Source organism: Furfurilactobacillus rossiae DSM 15814, from assembly GCF_000428925.1.
GTDB lineage: Bacteria > Bacillota > Bacilli > Lactobacillales > Lactobacillaceae > Furfurilactobacillus > Furfurilactobacillus rossiae.
The window spans coordinates 372,840-391,138 of record NZ_AUAW01000001.1 but is presented as its reverse complement, the minus strand read 5'-3'; the positions used below and the strand labels follow the sequence as shown (position 1 = coordinate 391,138).

The window sequence follows — 18,299 nt, the reverse complement described above, 5'->3', positions numbered from 1 at the left end:
AAGTTTATAAAAATGGCTAAAATTATTGGAATTGACTTAGGTACTACGAACTCAGCGGTTGCTGTTCTTGAAGGCAGTCAACCAAAGATTATCGCTAATCCAGAAGGTAATCGGACAACGCCTTCCGTTGTCTCATTCAAGAATGGTGAGACACAGGTTGGTGAAGTTGCCAAACGACAAGCAATCACTAACCCTAACACCGTTCGTTCAATCAAGCGTCACATGGGTGAGGCAGGTTACACGGTTGATATTGAAGGTAAGAAATATACTCCTCAAGAAATTTCAGCAATGATTTTACAATATATCAAGGGATTTGCTGAAGATTACCTTGGTGAAAAGGTTGAACAAGCAGTTATTACTGTTCCTGCTTACTTCAACGATGCACAACGTCAAGCAACAAAAGATGCTGGTAAAATTGCCGGTTTAAACGTTGAACGAATCATTAACGAACCAACGGCTTCAGCACTTGCTTATGGTTTGGACAAAAAAGACAAAGATGAAAAAATCTTAGTTTACGACCTTGGTGGTGGGACATTTGATGTTTCTATCCTTGAATTAGGTGACGGTGTCTTTGATGTTCTGTCAACCAATGGTGACACGCATCTTGGTGGTGATGACTTTGACCAGAAGATCATTGACTGGTTAGTTGATGGCTTCAAGAAGACCAATGGTGTGGACTTATCTAAAGACACCATGGCTATGCAACGGTTGAAGGATGCTGCTGAAAAGGCCAAGAAGGATCTGTCAGGTGTTAATGAAGCACAAATTAGTTTGCCATTTATTTCCAGTGGTGATAACGGTCCATTACATTTGGAAGAAACCTTGTCACGTGCACAATTTAACCAAATGACGGCTGACTTAATCGAACGGACTAAAACACCTGTTCAAAATGCTTTGCGTGATGCTGACTTATCAATGGACGACATTGACGAAGTTATCTTAAACGGTGGTTCTACTCGGATTCCAGCTGTTCAAGAGGCTGTTAAGGACATGGCAGGTAAGGAACCTAACCATTCTATCAACCCTGATGAAGCCGTTGCTCTTGGTGCCGCTGTTCAAGGTGGTGTTATCACTGGTGATGTGAAGGATGTTGTTTTGCTTGACGTTACGCCATTGTCACTTGGTATCGAAACCATGGGTGGTGTCTTCACGAAGTTGATTGATCGTAACACAACGATTCCAACGTCTAAGAGTCAAACATTCTCAACTGCTGCTGATAACCAACCAGCCGTTGATATTCACGTGCTCCAAGGTGAACGGCCAATGGCAGCTGATAACAAGACATTGGGTAACTTCCAATTAAGTGATATTCCAGCTGCACCTCGTGGTGTGCCACAAATTCAAGTCACGTTCGACATTGATAAAAACGGGATCGTTAACGTTTCCGCTAAGGATATGGGAACGAACAAGGAACAAAAGATTACCATTAAGAGTAACTCCGGTTTGTCTGACGATGAAATCGAACGGATGAAGAAGGAAGCCGAAGAAAACGCTGATGCCGATAAGAAACGCAAGGAAGACGCTGACCTTAAGAACGAAGTCGATCAATTATTGTTCCAAGTTGACAAGACTTTGGAAGAACTCAAGGGTAAGGTTTCTGATGACGAAGTTAAGAAGGCAACCGATGCACGTGATGCATTGAAGAAGGCCCAATCTGATAATAACGTTGAAGAAATGAAGACCAAGAAGGATGAATTGAACAAGATCGTTCAAGACCTTACGGTTAAGTTGTATCAACAAAACGCTAGTTCCGGACAAGCTGCCGATGGTTCTGCGGCTGGTCAGGATGGCAGTCAAGCAGGTTCTGCTGACGGCGATGGCAAGACAGTTGACGGCGACTTTAAAGAGGTTAACCCTGACGACAAGAAGTAGTTTCTCGCATAAGAAATAGCGATACAAGAGTCAAAGGCGCATGCGCATCTTTGACTCTTTGTGTATGTGAGGACCATTTCTGTGGTAAACTTACGCAATACTAAACAAAAGGCAGAAGCTCATAGTATCGGTACTAGGTTATCGAGATGACAAGCTTTAATTGGGGGTTCACACATGTCTCAAGGAAGAGACCCGTATGACGTGCTCGGCGTGGGCCGGGATGCGTCTCAGGATGAGATTAAAAAGGCGTTTCGCAAACTTTCCAAAAAGTACCATCCGGACTTGAATAAGGCCCCAGATGCTGAGGAAAAGTTTAAGGAAGTTGCTGATGCTTACGAAAAAATTGGCGATCCACAAAAGCGCCAGCAGTATGACCAATATGGTGATGCTGGGCAACAGTTCGGCGGCGGCCAAGGTGGTTTCGGTGGTCAGGGCTTTGGTGGCTTTAGTGGTGGTCAAAGCTTTGGCGGTTTTGACGACATCTTTAGTCAAATGTTTGGGGGCGGTGGCGCGTCTCGCCGTAATCCAAGTGCACCGCAACCTGGTCAGGACTTACAGTACTCGATGAGCTTGAAGTTCGAAGAAGCCATTTTCGGTAAAAAAACAACAATTAAATATGACCGTGAAGAAGTTTGCCACACTTGTGGCGGTAATGGAGCTAAACCCGGTACTTCTCCGGTAACGTGTCATAAATGTGGTGGTACTGGGTACGTTGAAACAGTCCGGAACACACCACTTGGTCAGATGCGTTCACAACAAGTTTGTGACGTTTGTGGCGGAACTGGTAAAGAAATCAAAGAAAAGTGCCCAACTTGTCATGGTACAGGTCACAACACTGAAAATCACGAAATCGAAGTCACTGTTCCTGCAGGTGTCGACGATGGTCAACAAATGCGGTTACAAGGTCAAGGTGAGGCTGGAACGAATGGCGGCCCTTACGGAGACCTGTACATTGTCTTCACGGTTCAACCAAGCAAAGACTTTCAGCGTGATGGTGCCGACATTTACTTCAGTCAACCACTGACGTTTGCTCAAGCCGCGTTAGGTGACGAAATTGAAGTAAAAACAGTGCATGGTAACGTTAACTTGAAGATTCCAGCTGGCACTCAGACTGGTACTAATTTCAGGTTGCGCGGTAAGGGTGCACCTCATTTGCGTGGTAATGGTAATGGTGATGAACGGGTTACAGTAACTGTTCAAACGCCTAAGGGTCTTAATAAGGCTCAAAAGGATGCGCTTAAGGCTTTTGCTAAAGCTAGCGGCGAGGATGTCCCAACTGGTCATGGCGGTCTATTCGGCCGACGTTAACAAGCAGTTGAACGAAATGAATGGTAAAGGCGTATTCTGCGGTAAAATGACTGCGGGATACGTCTTTATCTTTATACTGGCGAGTTTAAGCTTTGTCGATTATTTGAATGCTAGTGGAGACTTTAGGCGATCATTTGTTTGATATAAATTGTCGCAGGGCAAGATCATTGGTATAATAAGTGTTTAGAATTCAACGTTATCAAAAGGTAATGTGTAACAATACCGAAGGTTAGCTTCGTGAGTTGCAGGGAGGAAATGTGCATGGATCTAACGGAAATGCAGGAACGACAGCGACATATTCGAAATTTTTCGATTGTTGCCCATATCGATCACGGTAAATCAACCTTGGCTGATCGCATTCTAGAATTGACCGATACTGTGTCCAAACGGGAAATGCAGAATCAAGTGCTAGATGACATGCCGCTGGAGCGTGAACGTGGGATTACAATCAAGTTAAACGCAGTGGAGTTACACTATCACGCGAAGGACGGGGAAACCTATATCTTTCACTTAATTGATACGCCTGGACACGTGGATTTTTCTTATGAAGTCTCACGCTCATTAGCGGCGTGTGAAGGGGCTTTATTGGTGGTAGATGCTGCTCAGGGTGTAGAAGCACAGACATTAGCGAATACGTATTTAGCGTTAGATAATGATCTAGAGATTCTGCCAGTTATTAACAAGATTGACTTGCCATCGGCTCAGCCAGAAGTTGTTCGTGAGGAAATTGAAGAAGATATTGGGATTGATGCATCTAATGCTGTTTTAGCAAGTGCCAAGAGTGGGATTGGGATAACTGATATTCTTGAGCAAATCGTGCACCAGGTACCGGCGCCAACTGGTGATTTGGACAAACCATTAAAAGCGTTGATTTTTGATTCAATCTATGATGATTATCGTGGGGTTGTTTTGAGCCTCCGAATTATGGAGGGAACGGTTAAGCCCGGTGACCACATTCGTTTGATGAATTCGGGAACAGAGTATGAAGTGACCGAAGTCGGCGTTAACTCGCCGAAGCCAATCAAACGTGACGTGTTGATGGCGGGGGATGTTGGCTATATCACTGCATCCATTAAGGACATTGCGGATACACGAGTGGGTGACACGGTGACGGATGCTGTTAATCCGACCGAAAAGGCCTTACCAGGTTATCGTAAGATGAATCCAATGGTCTACGCAGGATTATATCCAACCGATAATGGTAAGTATAACGACTTGCGTGACGCTTTGGAGAAGTTACAGCTTAACGATGCAGCATTAGTTTTTGAACCGGAGAAGTCACAGGCATTGGGCTCAGGTTTTCGTTGTGGATTCCTAGGAATGCTGCATATGGACGTGGTTCAGGAACGGTTAGAACGTGAGTTTGACCTGGACTTAATTACGACGGCACCGTCTGTTACGTATCATGTTGATATGACTGATGGTTCTCAAGTCATTGTGGAAAATCCTTCTGAAATGCCTGACCCATCTAACATTAAAACAATCAATGAGCCTTACGTTAAGGCAACCATCATGGTGCCAAATGATTACGTTGGTGCGGTGATGGAATTATGTCAGCGAAAACGCGGTGACTTTGATACGATGGCTTATCTTGATGATCACCGTGTAAACGTGATATACTACATGCCATTATCTGAAATCATCTTTGACTTTTTTGACCGTCTTAAAAGTAGCACCCGTGGTTATGCATCCTTAGATTATGAGTTGGATGAATACCGACCAGGCGATCTTGTTAAGATTGATATCTTACTGAACGGGGATAAAGTTGATGCGCTGAGTTTTATTGTTGCACGCGAATTTGCAGCCAATCGTGGTCGGACCATTGTTGGTCGTTTAAAAACAATCATTCCTCGTCAGAACTTTGAAATCCCAGTCCAAGCGGCCATTGGTGCCAAAGTAGTGGCCCGGTCTGACATCAAGGCTTATCGGAAAGATGTAACGGCTCACTTATATGGTGGTGACCGTACGCGGCGGATGAAGTTACTCGAGAAGCAAAAAGTCGGTAAAAAACGGATGAAAGCCGTCGGAATCGTTGATGTGCCACAAGAAGCATTTATGGCTGTTCTTCAGACTGACGAAGAAGAAAGTCATAAAACAAAATAATTGTTCATTTGACATTGACTATTGGTGAATTAATGAGCAAAATAAGAAAGACAAATTGGAGGTGAGCGTGTGTTAGCACGGACCAAAACGTTTTTGAAAGCAAGTCAGTTTAAATATGAGAAGACGTACATTCGGCCGATGATGGTGCCACAACACGTGTACGTTCTCCGCTTTGGTAAGAAGAAGCTCAATAACCGTTTGATTGCTAAGTACAGTCATAGTTGGACTGGGCGGTTAAAGATTGACGAGATTGATCTTCGTCTTCACGGACAGCATAATCCACGGGTATTCCAAGATGAAAATGAGTTATTGAAATACTTGGCCAGCCACATTTTGACAGATGATGGGCGGGAACGGTATGCAAAAGTTCGGAAAGCGGCCGAACGGGAACACGTTGGTGAATAAACTCACGGTGTGGGTGCCTTCGGTGTTTTAAGCCACTGATAATAACTGATTAATATCTCTTTGTGTCGATTAGTAGACTAATTCGGCGCAGAGAGATTTTTTTATTCGACGGACGAAGATCGGCCTGTTATGTCCACTAGTTGCGCTGGCCTAGTCGGCTATTAATCTAGTGGTTTCAACAGTTGGTTATAGAAATGATAAACTGTTGGTACAAGCTCAGTGATGGTATTTTCAGTTATTTTTTGGGACAATAGAGTTTAGAAAAAGGTTGGAGGTCAAAATCAATGAGGGTAATTGAATCATTTGGCACACAAAGTATCGATGAACGGGCTGCGATGATTGATGGTACTCGACCAACACCCAACGTTGGGGAGCATGACGTTCGTGTTAAGATTACGGCAGTATCCGTTAATCCCGTCGATACCAAGTTACGCCAAGCGTTAACAAGTCAGACAGTGGGTACAATTCTTGGTTATGACGCAGTTGGACAAATTGCCGAAATTGGCAGTGCGGTTGATCATTTTGAGATTGGTGATCGTGTGTTCTATGCAGGTAGTACCGCTCGCGATGGCGCCAATGCCGAAGAACAGGCAGTCGATGCCCGTTTGATTGCACATGCTCCTGAGCGCTTAACGGATGCCGAGGCAGCAGCGTTGCCATTAACGTCATTGACGGCCAGCGAGGTTCTCTTTACTAAAATGGGTTTTAAAATGGCTGCTGACGCTAATACTGGCCAACAATTGTTAATCATCAATGGTGCTGGCGGGGTGGGTTCTGTCGCCATTCAGCTGGCTAAGTGGGCGGGATTGACTGTTTCAGCGACAGCATCACGCCCAGAAACTCGTGATTGGGTCAAAAAAATGGGCGCCACTCACATTTTTAATCATCGTGAAGCCTTGGCGCCTCAAGTGGCAGATGCAGGAATCAATTTCTTTGATGGTATCTTAATTCTGCACTCCACCGATCAGTACTTTGAAACGGCAGCAAAATTAATTAAGCCGTTCGGTCATGTCGCATCTATCGTCGAGAATCGCGAGCCATTGCCGATGGGACTGTTGAAGAATAAGGCTGCTAGTTTTGATTGGGAATATATGTTTGCAAAAAGTGATTATGGTGTCGACCTTAGCTCTCAAGGTCAATTATTGGCAAAAATCGCGGAATTGGCGGATCAACAAATCTTGCACACGACGTTAACCACGACGATTGATTCAGGCATCAACGCCGACAATCTGCGTGCTGCACATCAATTAGTTGAAGCCAACAAGATGGTCGGTAAAGTGGTTGTTACCGGACCGTTTAACGGCAGTGAAAAAGCCTAATTAATTTTTAAAAGTGAAAGGAAGAAAACTAAGGTGCAGTGGACAGAAGTAAGCGTAACAACGACTAATGAAGCGGTAGAGGCCGTGAGCAACATTTTAATGGATGCTGGTGCATCCGGTACTAAAATTGATGACGCAGCGGATTTTGCTGCATTGCAACCAGAATTTCCTGGTGAATTATTGGATAAACGAGATTTGCCACATTTGACTCATGGTGCTGTGGTAACCGCTTATTATCCTGAGACGATTGAGCTGTCAACGATTATTCCGGTAATTAAACAACGGATTAATGAACTTGATGATTTTGGGTTGGATGCTGGACCGGCGACTGTGTTGCAAAAACCAGTTGCGGAAGCGGACTGGGCTAACGTTTGGAAAAAATATTACCATCCGGTACGTGTTACCCGTTATCTGACAGTTGTTCCCAGTTGGGAGCATTATCAGCCGGTAGACGAAAACGAAAAGACGTTAACGCTAGATCCTGGCATGGCGTTTGGTACCGGCACTCACCCAACGACGGCATTGATGTTGCAGGCGTTGGAATTAACCATTCGGGGTGGTGAAACCGTGTTGGACGTTGGTACAGGATCTGGTGTGTTGTCTATTGCAGCAAAACAGCTTGGCGCTGGCGAAGTTTTTGCGTATGACGTTGATCAAATTGCTGTAGACTCGGCTAAAAGCAACTTGGACCTCAACCCAGTTGCTAAGGATGTCCACGTGAGTGCTAATGACCTGTTAAAGGGTATTACGCAAACAGCTGATATTATTGTTGCCAATATCTTAGCCGATATTATTGTGCCACTGATTCCGCAAACATGGCCGTTGTTGCCAAAAGGTGGTCTGTTTTTAACTAGCGGCATCATTGCGGATAAGTATCCGTTGGTCGTTGGCAAACTGAGGGAAGCTGGTTATCAAATTGTCGAAACGTTGCGGCGTGGTGACTGGTATGGCATTATCGCCAAAAAGCCGGAGGTAGATGACTGATGCAACATTATTTTTTACCCCAGGATTGGCAACAAACAACTGAATTTCAGTTGGACGGAGCGACATACAAACATTTTGTTCAAGTACTACGTGCCACTGAGGGCACCGAAGCTGAGTTTGTCACACCGTTACACGAATTATTGATTGCACGACTCGTGAAACTGGATAGCGATCACCGAAGCGCGACGATGCATGTGGAACGCAAGCAAGCCGTTGATGTGGAATTACCAGTGCACGCCCGCATTATTTGTGGGGTTCCTAAGGGTGACAAAGCCGAATTAATTACGCAAAAGGCAACCGAATTGGGAGTTCACGAAATTGTTTTTGTACCTACACAATGGTCAGTCGCTTCATGGAAACAAAAGGCTGCTAAAAAGTTGGCACGATTACAGGTGATTGCGACTAATGCTGCTCAGCAATCACACCGTCTTGTGATTCCTCAATTGAAATACGCGAATTCTTTAAAGGAAGCGGCAGCAATGCCCGCCGATTTTAATCTGGTAGCCTGGGAAGAGTCGGCCAAAAAGCAAGAAACCGGTCATTTAGTTCAAACGTTTAAAAAAATACGAATTGGTCAAACAATCAATGTCATCTTCGGACCGGAAGGTGGACTAGCTGTTCAAGAAGTCGACGAGCTGACCGCAAATGGTTACGTGGCTGCAGGGTTGGGACCACGAATTTTACGAACCGAAACAGCGCCGCTGTACTTTTTAAGTGCGCTATCTTATGCCGTTGAGCTGCAAAAAGATTCAAAAAATGTAAATTAATGAAAATTAATCGTGACGCTGTACGGTAAATTGGCTATAATGTTCAACATAAATTAAAATTTGATGAAAAGCGTGGCGATTCAATGACAGGTCTGAGGGCACATAGTGGTTGGCAGTATTGGTTACTCGGTTTATTTTTTGGTGGTTTATTACCATGGCTGGCTAATGCCAGTAGCATGACCGTTTACCATAAAGTAATGTGGGTGTTGCTTGGTATTAACGGTTTATATGCGCTGGTCAGTGGCTGGCAAATTGGTCGCTCGCAACATGCCGGTTGGCGTGTTTTGATTTTCCCAGTGTTGTTTGCGCTGTTTACGTACTTTTTGAAAGATAACGCACATGAATACGCCTATTACCTTGCAGTTGGCTATGCGTGTGTTAGCTATTTTATGAGTGGTTTCCACACGGGTTTTACCACTGACCACCGTTCGCTTTCGGCTCATGCACATCAGGCTGAGACAGTTGCTGCCGGTAAATTAGCGGTTGGTCGTTAATGACTTAGATTATGTTGCTGCCAGTGTTAGGTGTTTACCTAAGACTGGCATTTTTGCTACCAATGGCTTACTGTAAGCGGTAGATTTAAGCGTAGGCATTGTTTAATTTACCTTTTCGGGTAAAATTAGGACAACAATAAATGCATTTGGGGTGAAATAATGTCAAAAGAACATATTTGGACGGCTGATGAAGTTATGGCTCAGGTCAGTTCTTACATGAATACAGAGCACGTGGCCCAAGTGCGGGAAGCATATGAGTTTGCGGCTAGGGTTCACGCTGAACAAAAGCGTCAGTCCGGTGAGCCATATATTATGCATCCAATTCAGGTGGCGGCAATTTTAGCCGATCTACGAATGGATCCAGAAACGGTTGAGGCCGGTTTTCTTCACGATGTTGTTGAGGATACGGTCGTAACACTTGATGACTTGCGCAACGAGTTTGGCAATGATGTTGCCGAAATCGTTGATGGTGTTACTAAAATTGGTAAGATTAAATATCGCTCCAACAAAGAACAATTAGCAGAAAATCACCGTAAATTATTACTCGCGATGTCACATGATATTCGTGTCATCATTGTGAAACTGGCGGATCGGCTACACAATATGCGGACCTTACAGCATCTGCGCCCAGATAAACAGCGCAGAATTGCGAATGAAACGCTGGAGATTTACGCGCCATTGGCGGACCGTTTAGGGATCAGCACCATTAAGTGGGAGCTTGAAGACTTAAGCTTGCGTTACCTCAATCCGGAACAATATTATCGGATTGTTCATTTGATGAATTCCAAACGGAATCAGCGGATTGAGATTATCAATGAAGCAATTGGTGAACTCAAAGATGCCATTAGTGATCTGCACATCAAAACGGAAGTTTATGGTCGACCAAAGCACATTTATTCCGTTTACCGTAAGATGGTTGACAAGCATAAGCAATTCGACCAGATTTATGATTTATTGGCCATTCGGGTTATTGTTCAATCAATTCGTGACTGTTACGCAGTTTTAGGTGCGATTCACACACACTGGACACCAATGCCAGGGCGGTTTAAGGACTACATTGCCATGCCTAAGGCAAATATGTATCAATCCCTTCACACGACCGTTATCGGCCCTGAAGGCAAGCCACTGGAAGTGCAGATTCGAACGGAAGAAATGCATCGAGTAGCTGAGTTTGGGGTTGCCGCGCATTGGGCTTATAAAGAAGGTCAAACGGATGAAGTTCAAGAAACCAGTAATGGCGATCGGCTAAATTGGTTTAAGCAAATCATTGAACTACAGAACAATGCGACTAACGCCGACGACTTTATGGAAGGCGTTAAGGGTGACCTGTTCACAGATTCCGTTTACGCGTTCACACCTAAGGGTGATGTACTGGAATTGCCAAAGGGTGCCGGACCGTTAGATATGGCTTATATTATCCATACGCAAGTCGGTAATCATACAACTGGGGCAAAAGTCAACGGTAAGATTGTGCCGCTGGATTCTGAAATTAAAACGGGTGACATTGTCGATATCATGACGTCACAGAATTCTAGCGGTCCTAGTCGTGACTGGGTCAACTTGGTACACACACGACGCGCTCGTAATAAGATCAAACAGTATTTCCGTAAAATGGATCGTGAAGAAAATATTGATGCTGGTCGCGACATGATTACGCATGAATTGCGCGAGCTTAATTTTGATCCTAAAGAGATCATGACAGATGCCAAATTGGAGAATGTAGCAGAACGGATGCATTATCGTTCAGCAGATGATCTGTTATCTGCCATTGGTTTTGGAGATGCTGCACCGCGCGGCGTCGCAAATCGTTTGACCTCGGACGAGCGGGCTAAAATTGCTGCCGACAAACAAGCTGAGACGGAACGTGAAATTCTTACCGATAGCAGTGAAAAGAACGAAGAAACGCAGGAAACCACTGCTAAGGCTGATGCCAAACAATCGTCCTCTGATGGGGTCATCATTGAAGGCGTCGACAATCTTCTCGTACGTTTGAGCCATTGTTGTTCACCAATTCCAGGTGACGCGATTGTCGGTTACATCACGAAGGGGCGTGGTGTTTCCGTTCACAGAGCTGATTGTCCTAACGTCAAATCGGCAGAAGAGCACGGTGAGCGAATTGTGGACGTCGAATGGGATGATCCGGAAAACAACCGGACTAACTACAACGCTGATATTGAAATTCGCGGCTATAACCGGAATGGTCTATTGAACGATGTTCTACGGATGATCAACAATACAACGAAGTTCTTGACCTCTGTGACCGGTAAAGTGGACCATAATAAGATGGTCGTCATTTCTGCGACGGTTGGTGTCCGCAATCTTGAGGTTCTTAACCATATTATGGACAACGTGAAGAATGTCCCAGATGTGTACGAAGTGCTCCGGGCAACGCACTGATCGGATTTTGGTTATTGCGTAGTCCAATTTTTGGAGGATGTAGATAATGCGTGTACTGTTGCAACGAGTAAGTCAGGCCAAGGTAGACATTAATCAAGTAATGGTTGGCCAAATAAGCCATGGGTTATTGTTGCTGGTCGGCATTGCACCATCGGATACACAGACTGAGGCAGATTATTTAGCTCATAAAATTTTGAATTGCCGTATTTTCAGCGATGACAGTGGCAAGATGAATTTGAATATTCAGGATGTTGCCGGACAAATTTTGTCCGTTTCTCAGTTCACGTTGTATGCTGACTTAGCAAAGGGTAATCGACCAGGTTTTTCCAATGCTGGTCAGCCGTCTATGGCAGAGCCATTATGGAAGTACTTTAACGAACAGCTTGCGGTGCAAGTACCTGTTGAAACAGGCAAATTTGGTGCTGATATGCAAGTGAGTTTGGTAAACGACGGACCCGTTACCTTGATGTATGAAAGAAATCACGAATAAAAATTTGAGACGATTAGTGGATTTATTGCACTGATCGTCTTTTTAGTTCGAACCTGACTATTTCAAGGCAAAAAAAGCCGCGATGACATTTCTGCTCACGGCTAAATTGATTTCATATACATTTATTTATTTTAAGACGATTAATAATTATCGAGTATCTGATCAACCGCACCCGCATAGGTGAGACCAAATAAGTTGAGGTGAACTAATAGATAGTAAAGACGGTAGAATGGCAACCGTTGATCAAAGCCCTTAGCAAAAGGAAAGACACTCTGATAGCCATTGTAGAAATCTTCGTTGAACCCGCCAAAAACGGTAGTGACACCAATATCAAATTCGCGGTCACCATAATAGACATCTGGATCAATTAAGACGGCACCGCCATTGTCATCAAACATGAAGTTGCCTGACCAAAAATCTCCGTGTAATAAAGATGGTAGTGGCTGATAGTCAGAATATAAGTCCAGAAAGACTTGGCGTGCTCTTTGATAATGGGCTTCTCGACTTGGATTCCAATAATGATTGGCCTTGGCTAAATCTACGACAGCGTCTAAACGTTGTGTCGTGAAAAAGGTGCCCCAGTCTGCTTGCCACTGATTATGCTTAGGAATTTTGCCGATGAGAAAATCGTGGTCAAAACCATATTGCTGATTTGGGCTAACTCGCTGGTGAACCTTAGCCAGCGCCTCGCCAACTGCTCGTTGATTACCTGTGGTGCCTTCGTTGATCCAACTAAGGAGAAGAAAAGCGTCGCCGTCGATTTCCCCAGTTGCCAATACTTGTGGAACCGTCGCTGCTTGACCCAATAAGCTCAATCCGTCAATTTCATGCTGGAAAAAGGCTTGGGGATGGTTAGGCTGAACCTTCAAAAATTGAATGCCGTCACTCGTGTCAAGACGATAGGCCGCGTTCACATCACCACCATGAACGGCGGTCACCTGATTGATCTGATGAACTGGTAATTGTTCAAACCATGTCTTTTGTCTCATCGTACTCATCCTTTCTTAAATAGTGAGGTGTGTAATGTATTTAAAAATGATTAATTAGCATCGCTGAAATAATCGGTGAGGCCTTTGGTGATAGAGCGGGCAACCCGATAAGGATACGTGACGCCGGAAATCGTTTTAAAATCATCACGGTCATTGATATAACCCATTTCCAATAAAACGGCCGGTCGCTGGTTGTCCCGAATTACTTCAAAGTTGCCGAATTCAATGCCTTTATTTGACATGGGATAATGGTTCATTTGGCTATTCAAGGCTTTCGCCAGCTTCATCGAAATGTTTTTGTGATAATAGTAGGTTGTTAATCCTGATGATTGATTTTCTTCTGGTGATGAATCGAAGTGAATGCTGATAAAGGCGTCAGCTTTCACCTCGTTGGCAATGGCCGGTCGTGGGGCCAACCCGACATACTTGTCGCTGTCACGTGTCATAATGACGTGAGCACCGTGACGACGCAAATCTGCGGCAACTTCTTGAGCAACCTTTAAGGTGTACGTTTTTTCCATATACTTTGACGATGTTGCATCTAATGTATGGAGCGCGCCAGAATCGTTACCACCGTGGCCAGGGTCAATCACAATGGTAGCTTCAGACAGGTTAGTGGCTTCCTTCAAATTAGTTCTGCGATTAACGAGCCAACTCGCTACCCAACCCGTGTGACGATCATCGTAGCGAACGTGGTACCATAGATTTTTTTCACCGATCTTGACCAGTCGAGAATTTAGTTTGGCTTTATGAACCGTTTTATAATTAACGTTTGGTCCAGAACGCACATTCAGTTGATTGATGCTCACCGTCACCGTTTCTTCACGCGTCAGCAATACGAGTAAGACACCGAGCGTTACTGTAACAGCAATTGTTAGCAGTAATTGGAACCATCGTTGTTTCAAAAATTTCATTATCTCAATCCTTGTACAATAAAGTACATCAATTATAGCAAACTAACGCCAGAAAGGCGGGAAAAAACGTGATTCGACTTGACAGAAGGGCAAAACTAAACTAAGTTTTAAACACGTAGAAATAATATTAAAACCGTTAATGAAAGATTACTAGCAGCGGCGACCCACTCAGAGAGCAAGTGGTTGGTGAAAACTTGTCCGGTCAATGTTGCGAAGACACTTTTTAGGTGGATGAAAATCCCGTCGCAGCAGACGTTACCATGAGAACTTATAAAGGTGGTACCGTGCGTAAAGCGCCCTTGATGATGAACATTCAGGGGCGTTTTTTTATGCTCTGATAAATGGTTTATATTAAATTGCACTGGAGGCAAACACATGAAATATCAACGACCAAAAGGCACGGCCGATATTTTGCCGGGAATGTCGGAAAAATGGAGTTATGTAGAAGATACAGCACGACTATTATTTAACGATTATCAATTTCATGAAATTCGCACACCAATGTTTGAAAACTTTGAGGTGTTTTCACGATCAGCTGGTGATACCAGTGATGTTGTCACTAAGGAAATGTATGATTTTCATGATAAGGGTGATCGCCACATTGCGTTGCGGCCAGAGGGAACGGCCGGCGTCGTTCGGGCCTACGTTGAAAATAAACTTTACGCACCCGAACAAGAAAAACCATACAAAGTTTTCTACATGGGACCAATGTTCCGTTATGAGCGTCCCCAAACGGGCCGTAGTCGTGAGTTCCACCAAATCGGGGTTGAATCATTTGGTAGTGATTCACCAGCAGTTGATGTTGAAATCATGGCAATGGCAATGGATTTCTTTAATCATCTCGGTTTGACCAATCTAAAACTGGCTGTGAACTCCTTGGGCGATAAAGAAACCCGCGCAGCTTACCATCAAGCACTAGTTGATTACCTTGAACCCCATTTCGATGACCTCAGTGAAGATTCGCAGTCACGTTTACACAAGAACCCGTTGCGGGTGCTGGATAGTAAAGATAAAAAAGATCAGGAAATCGTCGCCAATGCACCGTCGATTCTCGATTTCATGACACCAGATGCCCAAAAGCATTTGGACACCGTTAAGGAAATGCTCGAAGCATTAAAAATTCCGTTTGAAATTGACTCAACGATGGTTCGCGGACTTGATTATTACAACCACACCATCTTTGAAATTGAAACGAATTCACCAGCGCTCGGTCATGGTTGGATGACCATTTGTGGTGGTGGCCGTTATAACGGGTTAGTCGAAGAACTTGGCGGACCAGAAACACCTGGATTTGGTTTTGGTATCGGGATGGAACGGTTGTTGCTCTTACTGGACAATTTAGACGTTACGGCGCCAATCAGCAATCCATTGAATGCTTACGTCGTTGGCATTGGTGAGGAGACCAACGTTGAAACATTGAAGCTGGTTCAAGCAATTCGACAGGCAGGATTCAGCGCCGATCGTGATTACTTGAATCGCAAACCAAAGGCGCAGTTCAAGACCGCCGATCGCCGTCAAGCCGAATTCACCATTACAGTTGGTGCTCAGGAACTGGAAAGTCAAACGGTTCATTTCAAGAGTATGCGAACAGGTGAAGAGACAACATTACCAATGGATGCCATTTATCAAGACTTCGCTAGCGTATACGATAAGTATTCGGAAGAGTAGAGTGATGCCGAAGCCCTGGTAGAAGTCGAGCAATAACGTGGAAGACGACACATTCGGTGGTTTTCCGAATGAGCTGGCTTTCGGGTTATGCGCAGGCTTCTGGGCATCAGGTGCACGTTAAGAGTGATGCCGAAGCCCTGGTAGAAGTCGAGCAATCAGAAGGAGAGCGAGAGAAATATGGAACGAACGCAATACGCAGGTTTAATTGACGAAAGTTATGAAGGTCAGCAGGTTACCCTGTTTGGCTGGGTTCAAAAACGGCGTGATTTAGGTAAGCTGATTTTTATCGATCTACGTGACCGTGAAGGACTAGTTCAGTTAGTATTCAGTGCCGCAAACAGTGAATCTGCTTTAAATTTAGCGGAACAGATGCGTAGTGAATATGTCATTAAGGTCAGCGGGGTTGTTAAGGCCCGCAGTGCCAAAGAAGTTAACCCAGACATGAAGACTGGGAAAGTTGAAATCGAAGTTAGTGATGCAACTATCTTGAATAAATCCAAAGTGCCGCCATTCGATATTGCAGATGGTGTTGAAGCTTCTGAGGATTTAAAACTGAAGTATCGCTACCTCGATTTGCGCCGGCCAGAAATGCAACGTGGCTTAATTTTGCGGAGTAAGATCACGCAAGCGGTTCACAGTTACTTTGATGAAAATGGCTTCATTGACATTGAAACGCCAGACTTAACAAAGTCAACGCCAGAAGGTGCACGTGATTATCTTGTGCCAAGCCGGATTTACCCTGGTCACTTTTATGCGTTGCCACAGTCACCACAGTTGTTCAAACAGCTGTTGATGGGTGCCGGTTTTGATCGTTATTATCAATTGGCCCGTTGTTTCCGGGATGAAGACTTACGTGGTGACCGTCAACCTGAATTTACTCAGATTGATATGGAAACAAGCTTCATGAGCCAGCATGACATCATGGATATGACTGAAGGCTTAATTGCCCGCGTTATGAAGAACACGTTGAATTTAGATGTTAAGTTGCCATTCGACCGGATTACTTGGCAAGAATCTATGGACCGGTTTGGCACGGACCAGCCTGATTTGCGGTTTGGGATGGAATTAAAGGACATCTCTGACATCGTGAAAGGCAGTTCTTTCAAGGTCTTCAGTGGTGCTGTTGAAAATGGCGGCCAGGTTAAGGGAATCGCGGTACCTGGTGGTGCAGACCATTATTCACGTAAGCAAATTGATGCCTTTACTGATTACATCAAACGTTTTGGTGCCAAAGGTTTGGCTTGGGCCAAGGTTGGCGCTGATGAATTCAGTGGTTCTGTTGCCAAGTTTGTTAACGACCAGTACAACGAAATCACGACTGCGATGGATGCTCATGAAGGCGACTTATTGCTGTTTGTAGCTGATCGTAGCAAGGTCGTTGCTGACAGTTTGTCATATTTGCGGGTAACGATCGCTAAAGAATTAAACATGATTGACCCTAAGAAGTTTGCTTTCCTTTGGATCATCGACTGGCCGTTGTTTGAATATGACGAAGGGGATCAACGTTGGGTACCAGCGCACCACCCATTCACCATGCCAAACGAAGGTGACGAGCACTTCTTAAATGAGGGTGAGAATCCTTATGAAGCTCATGCTCAAAGTTACGATATCATTTTGAACGGTTTGGAACTTGGTGGTGGTTCAATCCGTATCCACACGCGTGAATTACAGGAAAAAATGCTGAAGGCGCTAGGATTTACACCTGAACGTGCCAATGCTCAGTTTGGCTTCTTACTAACAGCGTTGGATTACGGTTTTCCACCGCATGGTGGTCTGGCAATCGGCCTTGACCGGTTTGCACGACTTTTGGCAGGTTCTGACAACATTCGTGAAGTCATTGCCTTCCCGAAGAACTCGAAGGCTACTGAACCAATGACCGAAGCCCCAAGTCCAGTTGCTGACAAACAATTGGAAGAATTGTATCTGAATGTTACAAAGCAGGACAAAGAGTAAACAATTTTGTAATTGCCAGATGCCGCTTACGGTTGCCAACAGTGACACGCTTCAGCTAATTTGATTTATTGCGACTGGCAACAGTAGTTTGCTCAATATTTGACTACGACGGCAGTATAAAGCTGTTTGTATTTCGACATTTTGTTCATATTTCAAAAAAACTTAGCGATGGCAGTTTTTTACTGCTTTCGCTAAGTTTTTTATATCCAGCGCCACACATGACAAAAGGTTAAAGACAATTGAATTTCAGTATTTTGATTAATAAGAATTCAGTTTCACAATAATGAATCTTGTTGTGGTGGGCTACAGGTGTGTGATTTTCATGTCAAAAGGAGTGGAGCCAGTGAGAGACATAGTTTCTTGTCGACAACACTTATGGCCTGCATTTTGGCCATGTAGTGTTGTGGGACGACTTCTGAGATGCGAACTTCAGCTCAGAATCGAGGATAAAAACCGCGGGTTTGGCGGGTTGAATCCGGTCCTCATGAAACGGCGTCTCTCACTGGCGGAATGGTAGTTATTTTTATTTAATTGTTTAAAAGGTTGAACGTCAGCTTTTCAAGAGATGTGAGCGAATTTATTAACACCGGATTATGTTGCTTGATTGTGTGAAATTCTTTACAATAGTGGTGGCAG

14 protein-coding genes are annotated in these 18,299 nt (G+C 44.4%); 12 read left to right on the top strand and 2 right to left on the bottom strand.

What is annotated here, in order from left to right; translation table 11 throughout:
- Positions 1–6 precede the first annotated feature (6 nt).
- The 10 genes from dnaK to dtd all read left to right on the top strand — a co-directional run bounded on the left by dnaK (position 7) and on the right by dtd (position 12,139).
- Complete coding sequence (gene dnaK, locus G400_RS0101960) at positions 7–1,872, top strand: molecular chaperone DnaK (protein WP_152323444.1); 1,866 nt, start codon at positions 7–9, stop codon at positions 1,870–1,872.
- A gap of 174 nt (positions 1,873–2,046) precedes the next feature.
- Positions 2,047–3,180, top strand: coding sequence for a molecular chaperone DnaJ (dnaJ, locus tag G400_RS0101955; protein ID WP_017261970.1), 1,134 nt, complete (start codon positions 2,047–2,049; stop codon positions 3,178–3,180).
- Between the two features lie 261 nt (positions 3,181–3,441).
- Positions 3,442–5,283, top strand: a complete 1,842-nt coding sequence (gene lepA / locus G400_RS0101950) for a translation elongation factor 4 (RefSeq protein WP_017261969.1) — start codon at positions 3,442–3,444, stop codon at positions 5,281–5,283.
- 69 nt (positions 5,284–5,352) lie between these two features.
- Entirely contained in the window at positions 5,353–5,688 is a 336-nt protein-coding gene (locus G400_RS0101945) for a hypothetical protein (RefSeq protein ID WP_017261968.1), read from the top strand.
- A gap of 284 nt (positions 5,689–5,972) precedes the next feature.
- Positions 5,973–7,007 (top strand): zinc-binding alcohol dehydrogenase family protein, encoded by a 1,035-nt coding sequence (locus G400_RS0101940; protein ID WP_017261967.1) that lies wholly within the window; start codon positions 5,973–5,975, stop codon positions 7,005–7,007.
- 33 nt (positions 7,008–7,040) lie between these two features.
- On the top strand, positions 7,041–7,991 hold the full coding sequence (gene prmA, locus G400_RS0101935) for a 50S ribosomal protein L11 methyltransferase (protein ID WP_017261966.1): 951 nt from the start codon (positions 7,041–7,043) through the stop codon (positions 7,989–7,991).
- Positions 7,991–8,758, top strand: coding sequence for an RsmE family RNA methyltransferase (locus tag G400_RS0101930; protein WP_017261965.1), 768 nt, complete (start codon positions 7,991–7,993; stop codon positions 8,756–8,758). Before prmA ends, G400_RS0101930 begins: the two co-directional genes overlap by 1 nt.
- Positions 8,759–8,841: 83 nt before the next feature.
- On the top strand, positions 8,842–9,252 hold the full coding sequence (locus G400_RS0101925) for a hypothetical protein (protein ID WP_017261964.1): 411 nt from the start codon (positions 8,842–8,844) through the stop codon (positions 9,250–9,252).
- A 159-nt stretch (positions 9,253–9,411) separates the two neighbouring features.
- Positions 9,412–11,649 carry a RelA/SpoT family protein gene (locus tag G400_RS0101920; RefSeq protein ID WP_017261963.1) on the top strand — a complete coding sequence of 746 codons (2,238 nt, stop codon included), beginning with the start codon at positions 9,412–9,414 and terminating at the stop codon, positions 11,647–11,649.
- A 46-nt stretch (positions 11,650–11,695) separates the two neighbouring features.
- On the top strand, positions 11,696–12,139 hold the full coding sequence (dtd, locus tag G400_RS0101915; protein WP_017261962.1) for a D-aminoacyl-tRNA deacylase: 444 nt from the start codon (positions 11,696–11,698) through the stop codon (positions 12,137–12,139).
- 140 nt (positions 12,140–12,279) lie between these two features.
- Here the strand turns inward: dtd and G400_RS0101910 are convergent, their stop codons facing one another.
- Positions 12,280–13,128, bottom strand: coding sequence for a fructosamine kinase family protein (locus G400_RS0101910; protein ID WP_017261961.1), 849 nt, complete (start codon positions 13,126–13,128; stop codon positions 12,280–12,282).
- Positions 13,129–13,178: 50 nt separating this feature from the next.
- The gene (locus G400_RS0101905) at positions 13,179–14,042 is read right to left on the bottom strand and encodes an N-acetylmuramoyl-L-alanine amidase (RefSeq protein WP_017261960.1); all 864 of its coding nucleotides are present in this window, start codon (positions 14,040–14,042) and stop codon (positions 13,179–13,181) included.
- A 375-nt stretch (positions 14,043–14,417) separates the two neighbouring features.
- Between G400_RS0101905 and hisS the strand changes: the two genes are divergently transcribed.
- Both hisS and aspS read left to right on the top strand, forming a co-directional pair.
- Positions 14,418–15,710 (top strand): histidine--tRNA ligase, encoded by a 1,293-nt coding sequence (gene hisS / locus G400_RS0101900; RefSeq protein WP_017261959.1) that lies wholly within the window; start codon positions 14,418–14,420, stop codon positions 15,708–15,710.
- A 177-nt stretch (positions 15,711–15,887) separates the two neighbouring features.
- Positions 15,888–17,663, top strand: coding sequence for an aspartate--tRNA ligase (gene aspS / locus G400_RS0101895; RefSeq protein ID WP_017261958.1), 1,776 nt, complete (start codon positions 15,888–15,890; stop codon positions 17,661–17,663).
- Positions 17,664–18,299 lie beyond the last annotated feature (636 nt).